13 protein-coding genes and 1 pseudogene are annotated in these 17237 nt (G+C 69.0%); 9 read left to right on the top strand and 5 right to left on the bottom strand.

Annotated elements, in window-relative coordinates:
• The first annotated feature begins 89 nt into the window (after positions 1 to 89).
• The 8 genes and pseudogenes from AC5P8F_RS17890 (at position 90) to AC5P8F_RS17855 (ending at position 10267) form a co-directional block, all read left to right on the top strand.
• A complete protein-coding gene (locus tag AC5P8F_RS17890) occupies positions 90 to 1286 on the top strand; it encodes an MFS transporter (protein ID WP_049439387.1) in 1197 nt (398 codons plus the stop codon).
• A complete protein-coding gene (locus tag AC5P8F_RS17885; RefSeq protein WP_495228674.1) occupies positions 1283 to 2476 on the top strand; it encodes an isochorismate synthase in 1194 nt (397 codons plus the stop codon). Before AC5P8F_RS17890 ends, AC5P8F_RS17885 begins: the two co-directional genes overlap by 4 nt.
• Positions 2473 to 4125, top strand: a complete 1653-nt coding sequence (locus AC5P8F_RS17880; RefSeq protein ID WP_495228672.1) for a (2,3-dihydroxybenzoyl)adenylate synthase — start codon at positions 2473 to 2475, stop codon at positions 4123 to 4125. The genes AC5P8F_RS17885 and AC5P8F_RS17880 overlap by 4 nt, the downstream gene beginning before the upstream one ends.
• Positions 4125 to 4757: an isochorismatase family protein gene (locus AC5P8F_RS17875; RefSeq protein ID WP_024958585.1), complete on the top strand. Its 633-nt coding sequence runs from the start codon at positions 4125 to 4127 to the stop codon at positions 4755 to 4757. Before AC5P8F_RS17880 ends, AC5P8F_RS17875 begins: the two co-directional genes overlap by 1 nt.
• The gene (locus tag AC5P8F_RS17870; protein ID WP_049439394.1) at positions 4757 to 5014 is read left to right on the top strand and encodes a phosphopantetheine-binding protein; all 258 of its coding nucleotides are present in this window, start codon (positions 4757 to 4759) and stop codon (positions 5012 to 5014) included. Before AC5P8F_RS17875 ends, AC5P8F_RS17870 begins: the two co-directional genes overlap by 1 nt.
• A complete protein-coding gene (locus AC5P8F_RS17865) occupies positions 5011 to 8901 on the top strand; it encodes an enterobactin synthase subunit F (protein WP_495228670.1) in 3891 nt (1296 codons plus the stop codon). Before AC5P8F_RS17870 ends, AC5P8F_RS17865 begins: the two co-directional genes overlap by 4 nt.
• Positions 8892 to 9650, top strand: a complete 759-nt coding sequence (locus AC5P8F_RS17860; RefSeq protein ID WP_111205412.1) for a 2,3-dihydro-2,3-dihydroxybenzoate dehydrogenase — start codon at positions 8892 to 8894, stop codon at positions 9648 to 9650. The genes AC5P8F_RS17865 and AC5P8F_RS17860 overlap by 10 nt, the downstream gene beginning before the upstream one ends.
• A 170-nt stretch (positions 9651 to 9820) precedes the next feature.
• Positions 9821 to 10267: pseudogene (locus tag AC5P8F_RS17855) on the top strand (REP-associated tyrosine transposase).
• A gap of 249 nt (positions 10268 to 10516) precedes the next feature.
• On the opposite strand, the gene AC5P8F_RS17850 reads toward AC5P8F_RS17855, so the two are convergent.
• Genes AC5P8F_RS17850 through AC5P8F_RS17835 form a run of 4 tightly spaced genes read right to left on the bottom strand, consistent with a single transcriptional unit; the run spans position 10517 to position 14453 of the window.
• The gene (locus AC5P8F_RS17850) at positions 10517 to 10966 is read right to left on the bottom strand and encodes a DUF2894 domain-containing protein (RefSeq protein WP_227864608.1); all 450 of its coding nucleotides are present in this window, start codon (positions 10964 to 10966) and stop codon (positions 10517 to 10519) included.
• Positions 10890 to 11528 (bottom strand): OmpA family protein, encoded by a 639-nt coding sequence (locus AC5P8F_RS17845; protein WP_014647413.1) that lies wholly within the window; start codon positions 11526 to 11528, stop codon positions 10890 to 10892. The genes AC5P8F_RS17850 and AC5P8F_RS17845 overlap by 77 nt, the downstream gene beginning before the upstream one ends.
• Positions 11525 to 13789, bottom strand: coding sequence for a DUF802 domain-containing protein (locus AC5P8F_RS17840; RefSeq protein ID WP_495228668.1), 2265 nt, complete (start codon positions 13787 to 13789; stop codon positions 11525 to 11527). Before AC5P8F_RS17840 ends, AC5P8F_RS17845 begins: the two co-directional genes overlap by 4 nt.
• A 10-nt stretch (positions 13790 to 13799) precedes the next feature.
• Positions 13800 to 14453, bottom strand: coding sequence for a DUF3348 family protein (locus AC5P8F_RS17835; RefSeq protein WP_014647411.1), 654 nt, complete (start codon positions 14451 to 14453; stop codon positions 13800 to 13802).
• A 146-nt stretch (positions 14454 to 14599) separates the two neighbouring features.
• On the opposite strand from AC5P8F_RS17835, the gene AC5P8F_RS17830 reads away from it, so the two are divergent.
• Entirely contained in the window at positions 14600 to 15520 is a 921-nt protein-coding gene (locus tag AC5P8F_RS17830; RefSeq protein ID WP_111205416.1) for a M14 family metallopeptidase, read from the top strand.
• Here AC5P8F_RS17830 and AC5P8F_RS17825 read toward each other — a convergent pair.
• Entirely contained in the window at positions 15424 to 17232 is a 1809-nt protein-coding gene (locus AC5P8F_RS17825) for a phosphoethanolamine transferase (protein WP_495228666.1), read from the bottom strand. The genes AC5P8F_RS17830 and AC5P8F_RS17825 overlap by 97 nt on opposite strands.
• Positions 17233 to 17237: the final 5 nt, after the last annotated feature.

The raw sequence follows: 17237 nt of genomic DNA, 5'->3' as shown, positions 1-17237 counted from the left end.
TTGAGGATGGCGTCCGGTCCTGAGCAGGGCCGGCGCCGGGCGGGGCGCAGGTGCGCCCGGCGATCCCTTCCTGTTACGGCTGGTGTTCCATGCACGCACGTCCCGTCGTTCCCGGCTTGCCCGCGCTGGTAGTGGCCGCCCTGATCGGCACCATGGCGATGATGTCCTTCGTCGCCGTGATCGGTCCGGTGGTCCGCATGCTCGGGCTGTCCGAGTGGCATGCCGGACTGTCGGTCACCGCCGCGGGCGCGTTGTGGATGCTGGCCGCGCGCCCATGGGGCCAGCTCAGCGACCGCATCGGCCGCAAGCGCGTGCTGATGCTGGCGATGAGCGCCTACACCGTGGTCTACATCGCGCTGGCGGTGTTCATCGACGTTGCCCTGCAGGCGGTGCCGCCGGTACTGGTATCGGTGCTGGTGCTGGTCGGTGCGCGAGGCCTGATCGGCCTGTTCTACGCGGCGGTGCCACCTACCGCAGCCGCGCTCATCGCCGACAAGGCACCGACCGGCCAACGTGCGAAATTCCTCGCCCGCCTGGGCAGCGCCAATGCGCTGGGCATGGTGCTCGGGCCGGCCGCTGCCGGCTGGCTTGCCTATACCAACCTTTCGCTGGCGCTGTACGTGGCCGCGTTGCTGCCGCTGCTGGCACTGGCATTGCTGGCCTGGCGGCTGCCGGCTACACCGCCGGTGGTTGGCGCGTCCGCACAGCGCCGCGCGCCGATGAGCCGCCTCGACCCGCGCCTGCGCCTGCCGCAGCTGGCGGCGCTCATCGCCATGGTCTCGGTGACCATCGCGCAGGTGACGGTGGGCTTTTTCGCGATTGATCGCCTGGGCCTGGATGCTGCCGCTGGTGCACGCATGGCCGGCATCGCGCTGACCGCGGTCGGCATCGGACTGATCCTGGCGCAGGCGCTGGTGATGAAGCTGGAGGTGCATCCGCGCCGCTGGATCATCCTCGGCGCGCTGATTTCCGGCATTGGCTTTGCTTCGGTGGCGGGCGTGCAGCAGGGCTGGCAGTTGCCGGCGGCATACGCGCTGGCCGCGTTCGGCATGGGCTTCGTATTCCCCTCGTTCCAGGCGCTGGCCGCCGACGCGGTGGAAGCGCACGAGCAGGGTGCCGCGGCGGGCACGGTCGCTGCCGCGCAGGGGCTGGGCATGGTGGCCGGGCCGATGCTCGGCACGCTGTTGTATCGCGGCGGGCCCAGCCTGCCATATCTGCTGGTCGGCGCGCTGCTGCTGTTGCTGTGCGCGCTGGCTGCAGCGCATCGGATGAAGGAGACCCCATGAACGATTCCCTGATGCAGGGCGCGTGGCCGGAGGCTGCGCCCGCGCCGCTCGAGAGCACTGACGACGCGTCGTTGTTCCTGCTGCAGCATGCCGGCCAGCATGTGCACGCACGCGGTTGCCGCCTCGCGCTGCCGGGTGGCGCGCTGGCAACCCTGGCAGAGCGCGTTGCGGCCTTCTTCGCCCAGCAGCGTGGCGGTCCGGGCCTGCTGGTCGGTGCGGTGCCATTCGAACCGCGTGCCGACGACGCGTTGTACCAGCCCGAGCGCCTGCTGCCGGCCCTGCCGTTGCAACCACGGGCGGCGCCGGCGCTGCAGGGCCCGCTGCAGGCGGAGCCCGCAGCGCAGGACTATGCAGCCGCGGTTGCCGAGGCAGTGAAGGCGCTGCGCGCGCCCGACCAGGACCTGCACAAGGTGGTGCTGGCGCGCAGCCTGCTGGCGCACAGCCGCCATGCGCTGTCTCCAGAGGTGCTGCTGGCGCGGTTGGGCGCGGATCCCTCGGTGGCGACCTATGCGGTGCCGCTTCCGGTTGAACCGGGGCACGCACCGGCCTGGCTGGTCGGCGCAACACCGGAGCTGCTGCTGCGCAAGCGTGGCGCCGAGCTGTTGTCGCACCCGCTGGCCGGGTCCGCGCGCCGCAGTGCCGATGCCGCCGAGGACGAGCGCGCCGCGCAGGCGCTGCTGGCTTCGAACAAGGACCATGACGAGCACCGCCACGTGGTCGAGGCCATCATCGAGGGCCTGGCGCCGTACTGCAGCCGCATCAATGCGCAGCCGCGCCCGGTGCTGCATGCCACCGCCAGCATGTGGCATCTCGGCACCCGCATCCACGCCACCCTGAAGGATCCGCAGACATCGGCGGCCGAGCTGCTGGCGCAGTTGCATCCAACGCCGGCGGTCTGCGGTACACCCCGGCTGGCGGCACTGCAGCGTATCCGCGAGCTTGAGCCGGTGCCGCGTGGCTTCTATGCCGGTGCGGTCGGCTGGCTGGATGCGCAAGGGGATGGTGACTGGTATGTGGCGATCCGCTGCGCACGCCTGCAGGGCACGCAGCTGCGCCTGTACGCCGGCGCCGGCATCGTTGCCCAGTCGCAGCCCGAGGCCGAGGTCGCCGAAACCGCGGCGAAGTTTGCCGCCCTGTTGAACGCGTTGGGCGTCCACGACGCCGCGCCCGTCATCGAGCCTGCTGCATGAACACGCCCACTGTTTCTTCCCGCCTGCCACTGCAGCAGGCATGGCCCGATGCGCTGGTGGCGCGCTATCGCGAGGCGGGCTACTGGCGCGGCGAGACCTTCCCGGCGTTCCTGCGTGAGCGTGCGGAACGCTACGCTGATGACATCGCCGTGGTCGCTGGCGATGTGCGCCTGAGCTACGCGCAGCTGTGGCACGAGGCCGGTCGCATCGGTGCCGGACTGCTGGCACTCGGCCTGCAACCCGGTGAGCGGGTGCTGGTACAGCTGGGCAACACCGCCGGGTTCATCGCCACCGTATGCGGGCTGTTCCGCGCCGGCCTGGTGCCGGTGTACGCGCTGCCGGCGCACCGCATCACCGAGCTGGTGCACTTCGCCAACAAGGCCGAAGCCAGTGCCTACATCACTGCCGACCTGCACGATGGCTTTGATCATCGCGGGCTGGCGCGGGCGCTGCAGGCCGAGGTGCCGGCGCTGCGCCACGTGGTCATCGATGGCGATGCAGCAGAGTTCACCGCGCTCGAGGCGCTGCAGGGAGACCGCAACCAGCTGCCGGCCGACCCGGACCCGCAGTCGGTGGCGTTCCTGCAGATCTCCGGTGGCAGCACCGGGCTGTCCAAGCTGATTCCACGCACCCACGACGACTACATCTACTCGTTCCGTGCCAGCAATGACCTCTGCGGCATCGACCGCGACAGCGTGTATCTGGTCGCGCTGCCGGCCGCGCACAACTTTCCCATGAGCTCGCCCGGTTTCTTCGGCGCGCTGTATGCCGGTGCCCGCGTGGTGCTCAGCCCCGGTCCGGGGCCGGACGCGGCCTTCCCGCTGATCGCGCGCGAGCAAGTGACCTGCTGTGGGCTGGTGCCGCCGCTGGCGCTGTTGTGGGCACAGGCCGCCGCCACCAGCAAGCACGACCTGTCCAGCCTGCAGGTACTGCAGGTGGGCGGGGCCAAACTGGTGCCGGAAGCCGCACGGCGGGTGATTGACGGCCTGGGCTGCACCCTGCAGCAGGTGTTCGGCATGGCCGAAGGCCTGGTGAACTACACACGGCTGGATGATCCGGAAGAACTGATCGTAGCCTGCCAGGGCCGGCCGATCAGCCCGGACGACGAGGTGCGCGTGGTCGATGACCATGACGAGCCGGTGCCGGAAGGCGAGGTAGGGCATCTGCTGACCCGCGGCCCTTACACCATCCGTGGCTACCACAACGATGCGGTGGCCAATGCGCGTTCGTTCACCGACGACGGCTTCTACCGCACCGGCGACCGCGTGCAGCAGCTGCCCGGAGGCTACCTGGTGGTGCAGGGCCGTGCCGGTGACCACATCAACCGGGCGGGCGAGAAAATCTCCGCCGAGGAGATCGAAGATCACCTTCTGGCCCACCCCGGCGTGTTCGACGCCGCCGTGGTCTCCATTCCTGACGAGTATCTCGGGGAGCGCAGCTGCGCGTTCGTGATCCAGCAGGGTGAGCCGATCAAGGCGCCAGCACTGAAGGCCTGGATGCGCGGGCGCGGCCTGGCGGCGTTCAAGGTGCCCGACCAGGTCGTGTTCGTCGACAGTTTCGATACCACCGCGGTCGGCAAGATCAGCCGCCGCGAACTGCGCGCGCAGTTGCGTGCGCGTCATCTGCAACAGACAGGAGGAACGCGCTGATGGCGCTGCCCCGTATCACCGATTACCCCTTGCCGACTGCCGCCGAACTGCCGCAGGCGCGCGGCCCGTGGCGCCCCCAGCGCGATCGTGTCGCGCTGCTGGTGCACGACATGCAGCGCTACTTCCTGGCCGCATTCGACGCCGGCAACGCACCGCTGCGGCCGGCAGTGGACAACATCGCACGGCTGCTGGCGCATTGCCGCGCGCACGGCATTCCGGTGTTCTACACCGCCCAGCATGGCGACCAGGACCGCCGTGACCGTGGCCTGCAGGCCGACCTGTGGGGACCAGGCATGCGTCGCAGCGCCGACCATGAACCAATCATCGAGGCACTGGCACCGCAGCCTGGCGAGCACGTGCTGGTGAAGCACCGCTACAGCGCGTTCCAGCGCAGCAACCTGGAGACGCTGATGCGGGTGCGTGGCCGCGACCAGTTGCTGGTGACCGGCGTGTACGCGCATATCGGCTGCACCGCGACCGTGGTCGAAGCGTTCCAGCGTGATATCGAGGCCTTCATCGCCGCCGATGCCGTGGCGGACTTCTCGCGCGCCGATCATGATCAGGCGCTGCACTGGATTGCGCGCACCAGCGGGGTGCCGATGACCACCGACCAGCTGCTGGAGGTGCTGTGATGGCTGCCACGGGTGAGGTGCTGGATCTGGAGCGCATGCGTGCCGACGTGGCGCGCGTTCTGGAGTGCGAGCCAGCAGAGATCGGCGACGACGACAACCTGATCGACCTGGACCTGGACTCGATGCGCATGCTCGGCCTGGTCCTGGCCTGGGGCAACACCGGATTGCCGCTGGAGTTCTCACAGCTGGCCGAGCACACCACGCTGCGCCAGTGGTGGGCTGTGGTGCAGCAACTGCAGGCCGCGCAGAACGCATGAACGCCGCTGCGCTGGCCACACCGGTGGCATTGACCGAGGCCCAGGCCGGACTGTGGTTCGCACAGCGGCTGGCACCGGACAATCCGTCATTCAATACCGCGCACGCGGTGTGGATCGACGGCCCGTTGGACGTGGCCGCGTTCATTGCAGCGGCAGACCAGGCTGCAGGCGAGGCCCAGGCCTTCGCATTGCGCTTTGCCGAAGGGGCCGATGGCCAGCCGCTGCAGTGGCATGACCCGGCACACGTGCCGCTGCTTTCGGTGCGCGATGTTTCCACCGCGGCGGATCCCGCCGCTGCGGTACGCAACCTGATGCACACCGACCGTCTGAGCCCGGTCGATCCCACCCGTGACCGGATCAGTCAGCAGGTGTTGTTTGACCTGGGCGGGCAGCGCTGGGTCTGGTACCTGCGCGTGCATCATCTGGCCGCCGATGGCTACGGCATGGCGCTGTTCACCGATCGCGTGTGCGCGTTGCATGCCGGTCGCATGGCTGAACCGCTGCCAGGGCTGGCGGGCGTGCTGGCGGATGACGCCGCCTATCGTGCCGACCCGCGTCGTGCGCAGGCCGGGCGCTGGTGGCGCGAGCAGTTGCAGGGGGCGCCGGCGGGCGTGGGCCTGGCGGGTACCGTGGCGGCCAGCGACGATGCGCTGCGCTGGGTGCAGCCGCTCGATGCGGCCTTCCGTGAGCAGCTGCTGCAGGCCTCGGCACGTTGGCTGCAGCCCTGGCCGGATGTGCTGGCCGCGCTGGCGGGCGAGTACCTGCGGCGGATGAGCGCCGCCGATGAAGTGGTGCTGGGCGTGCCCTACATGGGCCGGCTCGGCAACGCGTCGGCGCGGGTGCCGGCGATGGCGATGAACGTGTTGCCGCTGCGCGTAGCGGCCGGCGAGGGCAGCGTCGAGGCCTTCACCCGCGGCCTGGGCCGGCAGCTCAGCCAGGGTCGCAAGCGCGGCCGTTACCGCAGTGAGCAGCTGCGCCGGGACCTGGGGCTGGTCGGCGCGCAGCAGCGCCTGCACGGTCCGCTGGTGAATGTGCAGCCGTTCTACAAGCCGCTGGCGCTGGCCGGCGTGCAGGCGACGCTGGAGGTGCTGTGCACCGGGCCGGTGGATGATCTGACACTGGGCTTCCGTGGCGATGGCCAGCACCTTCTCGATCTGGAGATCGAGGCCAATCCCGCGCTGTACAGTCGCGAGGATGTCGAGGCGCATGCAGCGCGGTTGCTGCATTTCGTGTCGGCAGCATTGCAGGCTGACGATATCGCAGCCGTGCCTTTGGCGACGCTTGAGGAGGCGCAGCAGGTGCTGCACGGTTTCAATGCCACCGCGCACGCGCTTCCCGAGACTACCCTGGTTGAACTGCTGCAGCAGGGCATGGATCGGGATCCGCACGCGCCGGCGCTGGTGTTCGGCGACACTACGCTCGACTATGCAACGCTGGAAGCGCGCAGTTTCGCGCTTGCCGCACAACTGCGCGGGATGGGCGTCGGCCCGGGCAGCGTAGTCGCGGTGGCATTGCCGCGCTCGCTGGAACTGGTGCTCGCGCTGGTCGCGGTGCTGCGCGCAGGCGCGGCCTATCTTCCGCTGGACCTTGCCCATCCTGACGAGCGGTTGGCACGTATTCTTGCGTCGGCGCAGCCGGTGTGCGTACTGGCTGCGCCAGACGTATCGGTGCGCATGGCCGGTGTGCCGGTGCTCGCGCCGGAGCAGTGGACCGCGCTGAGTTTTGCGGCGCCATGGGCGGATCCTGCGCCCAGCGATGCCGCCTATGTGATCTATACCTCCGGTTCGACCGGCGAGCCCAAGGGCGTGGTCGTCGAACACCGCGCGATCGTCAATCGCCTGCTGTGGATGCGCGAGCACTACGACATCGGCGCCGATGACCGCGTGCTGCAGAAGACCCCGGCCACCTTCGATGTCTCGGTCTGGGAATTCTTCCTGCCGCTGCTGTGCGGGGCAACGCTGGTGGTTGCCAGGCCCGATGCGCATCGCGATCCCACTGAACTGGCGCGCTTGATCCGGGGCCATGGCATCACCACCGCGCATTTCGTGCCGTCGATGCTCGACGCCTTCCTCGCTGCGCCGGCCTCCGAAGGTTTGCAGCTGCGCCGCGTATTCACCAGTGGCGAGGCGCTGGACGCTGCGTTGCGCGACCGCTTCCATGCGCGCGTGCGCGCAGAACTGCACAACCTGTACGGCCCGACCGAGGCCGCAGTAGATGTCAGCTATTGGCCGGCGTCAGCGCAGGATTGCTCGCGGCCGGTGCCGATCGGCTTCCCGGTCTGGAACACCCGCCTGTACGTGCTGGACGCCCGGATGCAGCCGGTGCCGGTCGGTGTGGCCGGTGACCTGTACCTGGGCGGCGTGCAGCTGGCACGCGGCTATCTCGGTCGCGACGATCTGACCGCCGAACGCTTCCTTGCCGATCCTTTCCTGGCGGGCGAGCGCATCTACCGCACCGGCGACGTGGCGCGCTGGCGCCGCGATGGTGCGGTGGAGTACCTGGGCCGCAGCGACCATCAGGTGAAACTGCGCGGCCTGCGCATCGAACTGGGCGAGATCGAGGCGGCTTTGCGCGAACTGCCGGGCATGGAGCGGGTGGAAGTGCTGCTACGCCAGGATGCTCCCGGCGAAGCGCGTCTGGTGGCCTATGTGCCGACCGCGCTTGCCGATGCCGTAATGCTGCGCAGCCACCTCGCCACGCGTGTGCCGGACTACATGGTGCCCTCGGCCATCGTTGGTGTGGACCACTGGCCGGTGACCGCCAACGGCAAGCTCGACCGCAATGCGTTGCCGAAGCCACCGCAACGTGAAGTTGCCGGCTTGGCGCCGCGCACGCCGTTGGAACAGGAGCTGGCGTTGCTGTTCGCACAGGCGCTTGGGCGTGAGGCGCCGGTGGCGGTGGATGCGGACTTCTTCAGTCTCGGCGGTGACTCGCTGTCGGCGGTGCACCTGCTGCTGGCGATCGAGCAGCGCTGGCGCTGCGATCTGGGTTTGGGCGCCTTGTTTGCCCAGCCCACCGTGGCCGCGCTGGCGGTTCGTATTGCCGCGCCACCCGCGCTGGCCGATCACGCGCTGGGGCCGGTGATCGCGCTGGCCGCAACCGACGCTGCCGGGCCCACGCCGCTGTTCGTGCTGCACCCGGCCGGTGGCATCGCCTGGAACTACCGCACGCTCGCCCGGGCACTGCAACCAGCCCGCCCGGTGTATGGCCTGCAGTCGCCGGCACTGGACGCGCGGCTGCCACTGCCGAGCAGCATCGAGGCGATGGCCAACGACTACGTACAGCGCGTGGTCGCACTGCAGCCGAAGGGGCCGGTGCATCTGCTGGGCTGGTCGGTGGGCGGCATCCTGGCCCAGGCGATGGCGGTGCGGCTGCATGAGATCGGCCGCGACGTTGGAGAGCTGGTGCTGCTGGACGCCTATCCCAGCGAGTGCTGGCGGGCCGAGCCTGAACCGGACGCCGTCGCCGCACTGCGGGCACTACTGGCGATTGCCGGCCATGACCCGGATGCGCATCCGGAACTGGACAGCCGGGAACGCATACTCGCGTTCCTGCGTCGCGGCGGGAGTGCACTGGGCAGCCTGCCGGATGTGGTGCTTGACGGCGTGGTGCGCGCGGTGACCGGTACCAATCGGCTGATCCGTGAACATATCCACCGGCCGTTCGAGGGCACGCTGGTGCACGTCCGCGCGGGCCGGGATCACCAGGCGCGGCCACAGCTGCAGTCGGCGTTGTGGCGGAGCCACGCGCGCAAGGTGCAGGCACTGGAACTGCCGTTCCTGCACGCCGAACTGACCGGCCGCGATGCGGTGGCGCAGCTGGCACCGTGGTTGTCGGCGCGGTTGCGCCACTGGGACGAGCAACAGGAGACCGCAACATGCAATTGACCGGTTTTGAAGGTCGTGTGGCGCTGGTGACCGGTGCCGCCGGGGGCATCGGTGAGGCACTGGTACGGCTGTTGGCCGCGGCCGGTTGCATCGTGGTGGCGACTGATCGCGAAGCACCCATGTTCGCGGATGCACGTGTGCAGGCGTTTGCTCTTGACGTGACCGACAGTGCGGCCGTCGACGCCTTGGTGGATCGGGTCGAGTCCAGCATCGGACCGATCATGCTGGCCGCCAGCGTGGCCGGTGTGCTGCATGTGGGCGGCGTGACCGAGACCGGCGATGACGACTGGCGCCGGGTGTTCGCGGTGAACACCGACGGCGTGTTCCATGTCGGGCGTGCTCTGGCGCGGGTGATGTCGCCGCGCGGGCAGGGCGCGATGGTTACCGTCAGCTCGAATGCGGCCGGTGTGCCGCGACACGGGATGGCCGCCTATGCGGCATCCAAGGCCGCCGCCACCATGTTCACCCGCTGCCTCGGGCTGGAGCTGGCGCCGTTGGGCATCCGCTGCAACATCGTCGCCCCGGGATCGACGTTGACCCCGATGCAGACCGGCATGTGGCAGGACGAGCACGGTGCCGAGCGGGTGATCGCCGGCAACCTGGAGACCTACAAGGCCGGCATTCCACTGCGCAAGCTGGCCACCCCCGAGGACATCGCGCACTCGGTGATGTTCCTGCTCTCGGAACAGGCCGGGCACGTGGCGATGAGCGACCTGTACGTGGACGGCGGCGCCACCCTGCGCGGCTGAGCCCCGACGGCCGCCTGCCGGCAATGGTAGTGCCGGCCGCTGGCCGGCAACCTACGGCCCCCGGTAGTGCCGGCCGCTGGCCGGCAACCTCATTCAACTTCAGACATCTCCCAACCTCCATCGAGGCATGGCCCGACAGCCAACGCGCAATGATCGACCCACCATGGGGCATGAGCAGCCATCGCCTCCGCCTGGGCCGTCACTCGATCATCGGCCAGGTCTACGTTCTGACAACTACCACGTATCAGCGCCGCCGCCTCTTTGAAAGCAAAGCTGCAGCAGCATGTGTGATCGACCAGTTCGATTACATCGAACAGCGCGGGCTCGTACGGTCACACGCATGGGTCGTCATGCCGGATCACGTCCACCGGATGTTCGAGCTGCGCGCAGCTGACCTTCCAGACATCGCACGCCGGATGAAATCGTCGAGCGCGCTTGCCCTGAATCGCTTGGCGGGCCGTTGAAGTACGGTGTGGCAGCCCGGCTACTTCGATCATGCCGTGAGGGCCGAGGAGTCGATGGCGCGGCAAGCGCTATACATCCGGGGGAATCCGGTACGCGCCGGTCTTGCTGGGCAGATTGGCGAGTATCCGCATGCGTGGTCGGTCTGGGTGTGATGCCGGCCAGCGGCCGGCACTACCAGTCAATGTTCAGCGCGGCCATTCGCTGTTCGGCGCCGCTTGAGTGCGCTTCGGCCGTGGTCGGTCCGGTTTGATGCCGGCCAGCGGCCGGCAGTACCACGGCAGAACCGAAGCGCAGCGCAGATCGTGTTCCGCGCACAGAGCACCCGCGATGGTAGTGCCGGCCGCTGGCCGGCAACCCCATGGACCTGCGGCCATCAATCAATTGCCGCCCAGCGGCCGGCGCTACTCCTTCGGCGTTTGGCGCGGCTTGCGCGTGCGCTTCGGCTTTGCGCTATCCGCACCGCTGGCGGCGCCATCCTGCAGTGCCTGCAGCCAGGACAAGGTGTCCACGTAGTCGATGAAGTGGCGCAGGTAGCCGGGGCTGGTGGCCTGCATCGTGTCCAGCATGCGCTGCACCAGCACCGCCGAGTTCAGCGGGCCGCCGTCAGCCGGGGCCTCGGCGCGCAGGGAGCGGCGCACCTGCAGCTCGCTGCGCAGCTCCGACCACTCGCGCTGCACCTGCTGCAGCATCGGCACCTGCGGGTAATGCGGCAGCGAGCGCGACCCTGCATCAAGGTCGCGCACCAGTGCGCGCAGGCCTTCGAGCGCTGGCGACTTACTTGGCATCCGGGGCCTTGGGCTTGGGAATCGGCGCGATCTCGACGCGACGGTTGCGTGCGCGGCCTTCCTCATCGGCATTGGAACTGACCGGCTGCTCGCTGCCGAACGCAGCGGCGAACACGGCGTCAGCCGGTACGCCATCGGCGATCAGGGTGCGGGTCACGGTCAGCGAGCGCTGCGCCGACAGCTCCCAGTTGTCGGCGAAACGCCGGTTGCCTTCGCGTACCGGCGCGTCATCGGTGAAGCCGCTGACCATCAGGATCTCTTCGCGGCTGCCCAGGTAGGCGGCCAGCGGTGCGGCCAGGCTGCGCAGCAGCTCCTGGCCTTCCGGCTGCAGCTGGTCGGAGTTCAGCGCGAACAGCACGCTGCCGCTGATGCCGATGCGGCCATCCACCAGCGTCACGCGGCCGGCCGCCAGCGGTCCAGCCAACGCTTGCTCCAGCGTCTGCAGGCGCTTGGCTTCGGCCTGGCGCTGTTTCACTTCCTGGTCCAGTCGCTGCGACAGCTCCAGCTGCACGGCGACCACACCGACCAGTATCAGCACGAACGCGCCCAGCAGCACCGACATCAGGTCGCCGAAGGCTGCCCAGATCGGGGCATGCGAACCGCCGTCGACCTCCAGCTCGTCGCTCATGCGCTGCCGGCCTTGCCGCGGCGCGCGGCCAGCTGCTGCAGTTCTTCCATCACCTGCTTCTGCGACAGCAGGCTGAGGTCGACCACCTCGCGCGCCTGGGCTACGTAGTAGGCCAGCTGCTCGTCGCTGCGGGCCAGCGAGGCATCCAGTGCGCCGCCGATCTGTTCCAGGCGGCCGGACAACTCGGTGGCGGCACTGCCAAACTGCGCGACCGCTTCGCCGAACGTGCCGGCCAGCTGGCCCACTTCGGCAGCGCTGCCGTTGAGCGCTGCGGCAATGCCATCCAGCTTGCCGGTCTCTGCGGCGATATGGTCGGTGAAGCGATTGCCAACGCGCTCCAGCAGCTCGGCCGAGCCACCGACCAGTGCGTTCACGGCGGTGCGCTGCTCGTGCGAAGCGTGATTGATCGCATCCAGCAGGGTCTGCACGGTGGCCAGCAGGCGGCCGCGCTCTTCCAGCATCGCGTTGTCACGCACCAGGCTCTCGGACAGCGTGCTGCGCAGCTCGTTGATGACGTCGGCAGCAGCCTTCGGAGCGGCGGCGGCGGTCTGCAGCAGGGTAGACACTTCAGCCAGCGTGGCGCTGGCCTGCGCGCGACCGTTCTCGCCGATCTGCTGTGCGGTGGCCGCCAGCGCGTCGCAGACCTGCTGCTGCTGCGCGGCCAGGCGTTCGCCGTTGGCCTGCAGGCGCTCGGCCAGGTCGCTGGAAACGTGCTGCAAGACATCGCTCCAGCGCTGCAGGCGCTGTTCGTCGCCGGCCTGCAGCTGCGCCTGCAGCGCGGCGTGGGCCTGCTGCAGCTCGGCGCTGACCGCGTCCCAGCGCGCCTGGCGCTGCTGCTCGCGGCTGTCCAGGCTGGCTTGCAGTTCGGCGTGCGCGGCCGCGGCGGCGGCCTGCGCAGCCTGCCACTGCTGCGAACGCTGCAGTTCGTGGTCCTGCAGCAGCGCCTGGCTGGTGCTGTGGTGCTGCTCCAGCGCCTGTAGCAGCGCCTGCGCGCGCGCGTCCAGATGCTCGCTGGAGGCCAGCAACGCCTGCTGCTGGCGTTCGACCAGCGCGCTGTTCAGTGCCTGCTGCTGTTCGGCGGCGGCGCGCCATGCCTCGGCATTGCCGCGGGCATCGGCCTGCAGGCGCTCGCCGAGACGCGCGACCAGTGCTTCGGCGTGCGCGCCCTGGCCATCGCTGAAGGCCTGCAGGTGCTGGCGCAGATCACTGACCAGCGCCTGTTGTGCCTGGGTCTGCTCGCTCACCACCTTGGCCCAGCTGGCCTCGGTGGCGACGCGGCTGCGCTCGAAACCCTCGCTCAGGCCGGCCAGCTGCTGCTGCACGGCCTGCTCGACGCGGGCATGCAGTGCTTCGCCGTGATGGGCCAGGCCAGCCAGGGTGGTTTCGGCCATCGGCTGCAGCGCACCACCGATGGCGGCGGCGCTGGCTTCGGCCCCTTCGCGCAGCGACTGCTGCAGCGAGACGGCCAGGCGTTCCTGCAGGGCCTGGCTCTGGGTCAGGAACTCGGCCTGGCCGGCCAGCAGGCGCTCATTGGCGGCCGCACTGTGCTGTTCAAAAGTGCTGGTCATCGCCTGCAGGCGGTCGACCAGCGCCGGCAGCGCCGCAGACTGTGCCTGCAGCAGGCGCAGCGATTCGGCGCGCTGCCAGGCCTGCGAGTACGGATGCAGGTCGCCGGCAATGGCGCGGTCCAGCTGCTGCACGGCCTGCAGGCGGTCACGACGCAGCAATGCCGCCAGCAGGCCGAGCATGGCCGAGCTGGCCACACCGGCGATCGAGGTACCGAATGCCACCGCCAGGCCCTGCACCGGCGAGGCCAGCGAGCCGCGGATCGCGGCCATGTCGGTCGCACTCTGCAGCGCCAGGCCGGTGCCACGCAGCGTGTCCATCATGCCCAGCAGGGTGCCGAGCATGCCCAGCAGCACCAGCAGGCCAACCAGGTATGGGGTCAGCACCGGTGCGGGCAGGGCGGTGCGCTCGCCTTCCACGCGCAGGCGCACGGCGTTGCGCAGGCCCAGCGGCACGCGTTCCAGCCAGGCGGCGAGGCTTTCCTTCGCGCTGGACAGGTCGTTCAGCGCGCTGCGCAGGCCGTTGCTGGCCTGGCGGTAGCGATACAGCTCCACGCCACCGGCGACGTAGCAGGCCGCGATGATCGCCGCCACCGCTGCACCCAGCGGATGCACCGAAACGTAGCCAATGCCGATCCAGCACACGGCCAGCAGGCCGACAAGGAAAACAACGACATGGAAAACAGTTCTGGACATGGTGTTCCGGTCAGTGGGAGCGCAGGGCGTCTTGCAGCCCTTCGATCGGGTGGAAGCGCAGCTGCAGCTCGGCGAGCAGCAGGGTGCGCATGTCATGGCGGAAGGCCGCGCGCCAGCCGGGCTGGCCGTGCACGCGTTCAAAACGGGCGCCGAGCACCGCCGGCGCCGTGGCCAGCAGGCTGTGCTCGCGCGGGGTGAGGGTCTGTTCCATCACCGCATCGACCTCGGCCAGCCGCGCCAGCTCGGGTGAAACCTGCACCAGCTGGTCGCGCAGGCGGCCGCGCAGGCGCCCGGTGGCCGTCTGGATGGCCTGCTGCAGCACCCGATAGCGCTGGCGCAGCGAGGCGAAGTTGGGTACAGCGGCGGCTTCGGCCAGGTCCAGCAGGCGCTCGGCTTCGGCATCCTCACTGATCGAGGCCAGCAGGCTGGCGTGCGCCTGCGCGCAGTCGGCCAGCACATCCTCGAGCGCTTCGGCGGCTTCACCGGGCTCGGGCAGGCGTCCGCCGAGCGCCCCGGACAGGGCCACGGCGCGGCTCCAGTCCACCCACTGGCCGAGGCGATCGGTCAGGGCGGGACTGGTGGCCGGCATCGCGCCGTCGCTGAGACGGGCGAGCAGGCGGAGGAACTCCGGTCCACCCAGGACCGGCTGCGCTGCGTTCGCCATCAAGGGGTGAGGGGCCAAAAACCGTTGATTTTACAACCAGATGACCCGGCCTGGATGAAGGCGGGGCCGGGGGGAGGGGCCCCGCAGGCGCGACAAGGCTTAGAATGTCCGGCTGCACCCATCCGTTCGACCCCTGGAGTTCCCCAATGACTGTTGCGCAGTTCTACCCGATCGGCACCCCCGGACAGCCCTGGGGCGACGCGGAACGCGCACAGTGGCGGGCCCGCCAGCAGCGCCAGCGCAGCTACCACGACGATGTGGTGGCCGCGCTTGAACGCCTGGACGACAGCTTCGATGTGATCCAGTACGGTCAGCTGGACTACGCGCCGGACCATTACCCGCTGTTCGCCGTGGTCAACCACGACTGGAACCCGGCGCTGCCGACCGCGCTGATCACCGGCGGCGTGCACGGCTATGAGACCAGTGGCGTGCATGGCGCCCTGCAGTTCCTGGAACAGCAGGCCGAGCGCTACCTGGGCCGGCTGAACCTGATCGTGGCGCCGTGCGTCAGCCCATGGGGCTACGAGCGCATCCAGCGCTGGAACCCGGATGCCGTCGACCCGAACCGCAGCTTCCGTGACGGCGGCCAGATTGAGGAAGCCGCCGCGCTGATGCGCTGGGTGGCCGAGCGCAAGCCGAACCTGCTGGTGCACCTGGACCTGCACGAGACCACCGACAGCGACCTGCACGAGTTCGATCCGGCCCGCTGCGCCCGCGACGGCAAGCCGTTCGAGCGCGACACCATTCCGGACGGCTTCTACGTGATCGGCAACAGCGAGGATCCGCAGGGCGAGTTCCAGAAGGCCCTGATCGCCGCCGTCGCCCCGGTCACCCATATCGCCCCGGCCGACGCCGAGGGCAACCTGGTCGGCCTGCCGTTGCAGTCGCCGGGCGTGGTCTGGGGCGAATCGCGTTCGATTGGTGCCTGCGCCGGCTTCACCGATGCACGCTTTGCCACCACCACCGAGGTCTACCCGGACAGCCCGCGCACCAACCCGCAGGAATGCAACGACGCCCAGGTGGCGGCGGTATGCGCCGGCCTGGATTTCGCCCTGGCCGCACAGTAACGCGCCACGTTCCGGGCGGTGACCGGCATCAGCCGGTGCCGCTTGGCCGGCGCGGTGGCGAGCGGCGCGCCGGTCGTCGCCCGGCAGCCGGCGAAGACATCCAGATCGCGCTGGTACACGCTGCTGCTGACACCGAACAGGCCCAGCAGGGAATGGAAGACATTGTCGTGGCTGTAGGCGCGGCGCGCCGCATTCCCACGCAGGCAGGCCATGTCCAGGCCCGCGTTGCGGCTGAACTCCGTTGAGAGCCACATCACCATCGGCACCTGGGTCTGTTCGCGCGGGGCGATGAAGTAGGGCGTGCCGTGAAGGTACATGCCGCGTTCGCCGAGCGACTCACCATGGTCGGAGACATAGATCAGCGCAACGTCGCGGTGGTCCGAATAGCCCTGCAGCAGGTCGATGGTCTCCGCCAGCACCTGGTCGGTATGCACCAGGGTGTTGTCATAGGTGTTGACCAGTGCCTCGTTGCTGCAGTGCTGGATCTGGTTGCTGTCGCAGGTCGGGCTGAAGGCCCGCGACGCTGCGGGATACCGTTCAAAGTAGGTCGGCCCATGGCTGCCGAGTTGATGCAGCACGACCAGGGCATCGCCGTGGATGGCGTCGATGCGTGCGCCGAGCTGATGCAGCAGCACGTCGTCGTAGCAGGTGCCGTCGGCGTTGACGCACCGGCCGGCCACCTTGAGTGCGGGCATGTCCTCGGTCGGCACGCGCTCGCACACGCCCTTGCAGCCGCCATTGTTGTTGTTGCGCCAGAGCACGCCGACGCCGGTACGCTGCAGGATGTCGAGCACGTTCTCCTCGGTCGCCGCGCGGACGTCGTCGTATTGCTGGCGGGTCATCTGCGAGAACATGCACGGTACCGAAATCGCCGTTGCGGTTCCGCATGAGGAAACATCACTGAAGCTGATGACGCCATCCTTGCGCGAGAGCCGGGGATTGGTCGCGCGTGGGTAGCCGTTGAGCTGGAATTTCTGTGAACGCGCGGTCTCGCCGACGACCATGACCACCAGCTTCGGGCGCGGGCCCGGAACGCGCCGCGCGTCCGTGCCGATTGGGCGCAACGGTTGCTGGCGGGTGCTGTAGAGGCTCTTCAGGTAGCCGTGGGTATGGCGCACCACGTTCAACGGCAGTACCTGGTCGCGGATGTAGCGGTTGTTGCGCAGCAGCGAGGAGTAGTCCTTGTAGAACGAAAAGCCGATCACCAGCAGCACCACAAGCGACGCCAGGACGTTGGCCGGCCACACCAGCAGCGAACGTATCGAACCGGCCCCGCTGGTGGTGCGCACCAGGGCGAGCCCGGCAGCGGGCAGCACGCCCAGCGCCAGCAGGGTCAACAGCAGCGGCAGCGACAGATAGGCGTTCAGTTCGGCCTGATTGGTCTCGAACACGTTCTGCACCATGCTGCGATCGATCAGCACGTTGTAGTGCAGCATGAAGTAGCTGCACGCGGCGCTGACGACAACGAGCAGCACCAGCAGCGGCCTGCGCAGGAATGGCAGTGCCAGCAGTGGCGTCAGCAGCAGGTTGAACAGGCAGAACAGCAGCGGCGGCAGGCTGGCCAGGAACAGCATGCTGCGCAGGCTGTTGAGATCGATCAGCCCCCAGAGCGTCTTCCAGAGGGCAATGTTTCCAATCGTGGCGAAGAACAGTGCGGCGGCCCAGACCAGAACGATTGGATGGGACCGCGGGAAACGGAGGCATTGACGCACGAGCA

This window comes from Stenotrophomonas sp. YJH_SMC_69 (genome assembly GCF_059370495.1).
Note: the sequence above shows the minus strand (reverse complement) of the source record. Positions and strands in the feature narration are given on the sequence as shown.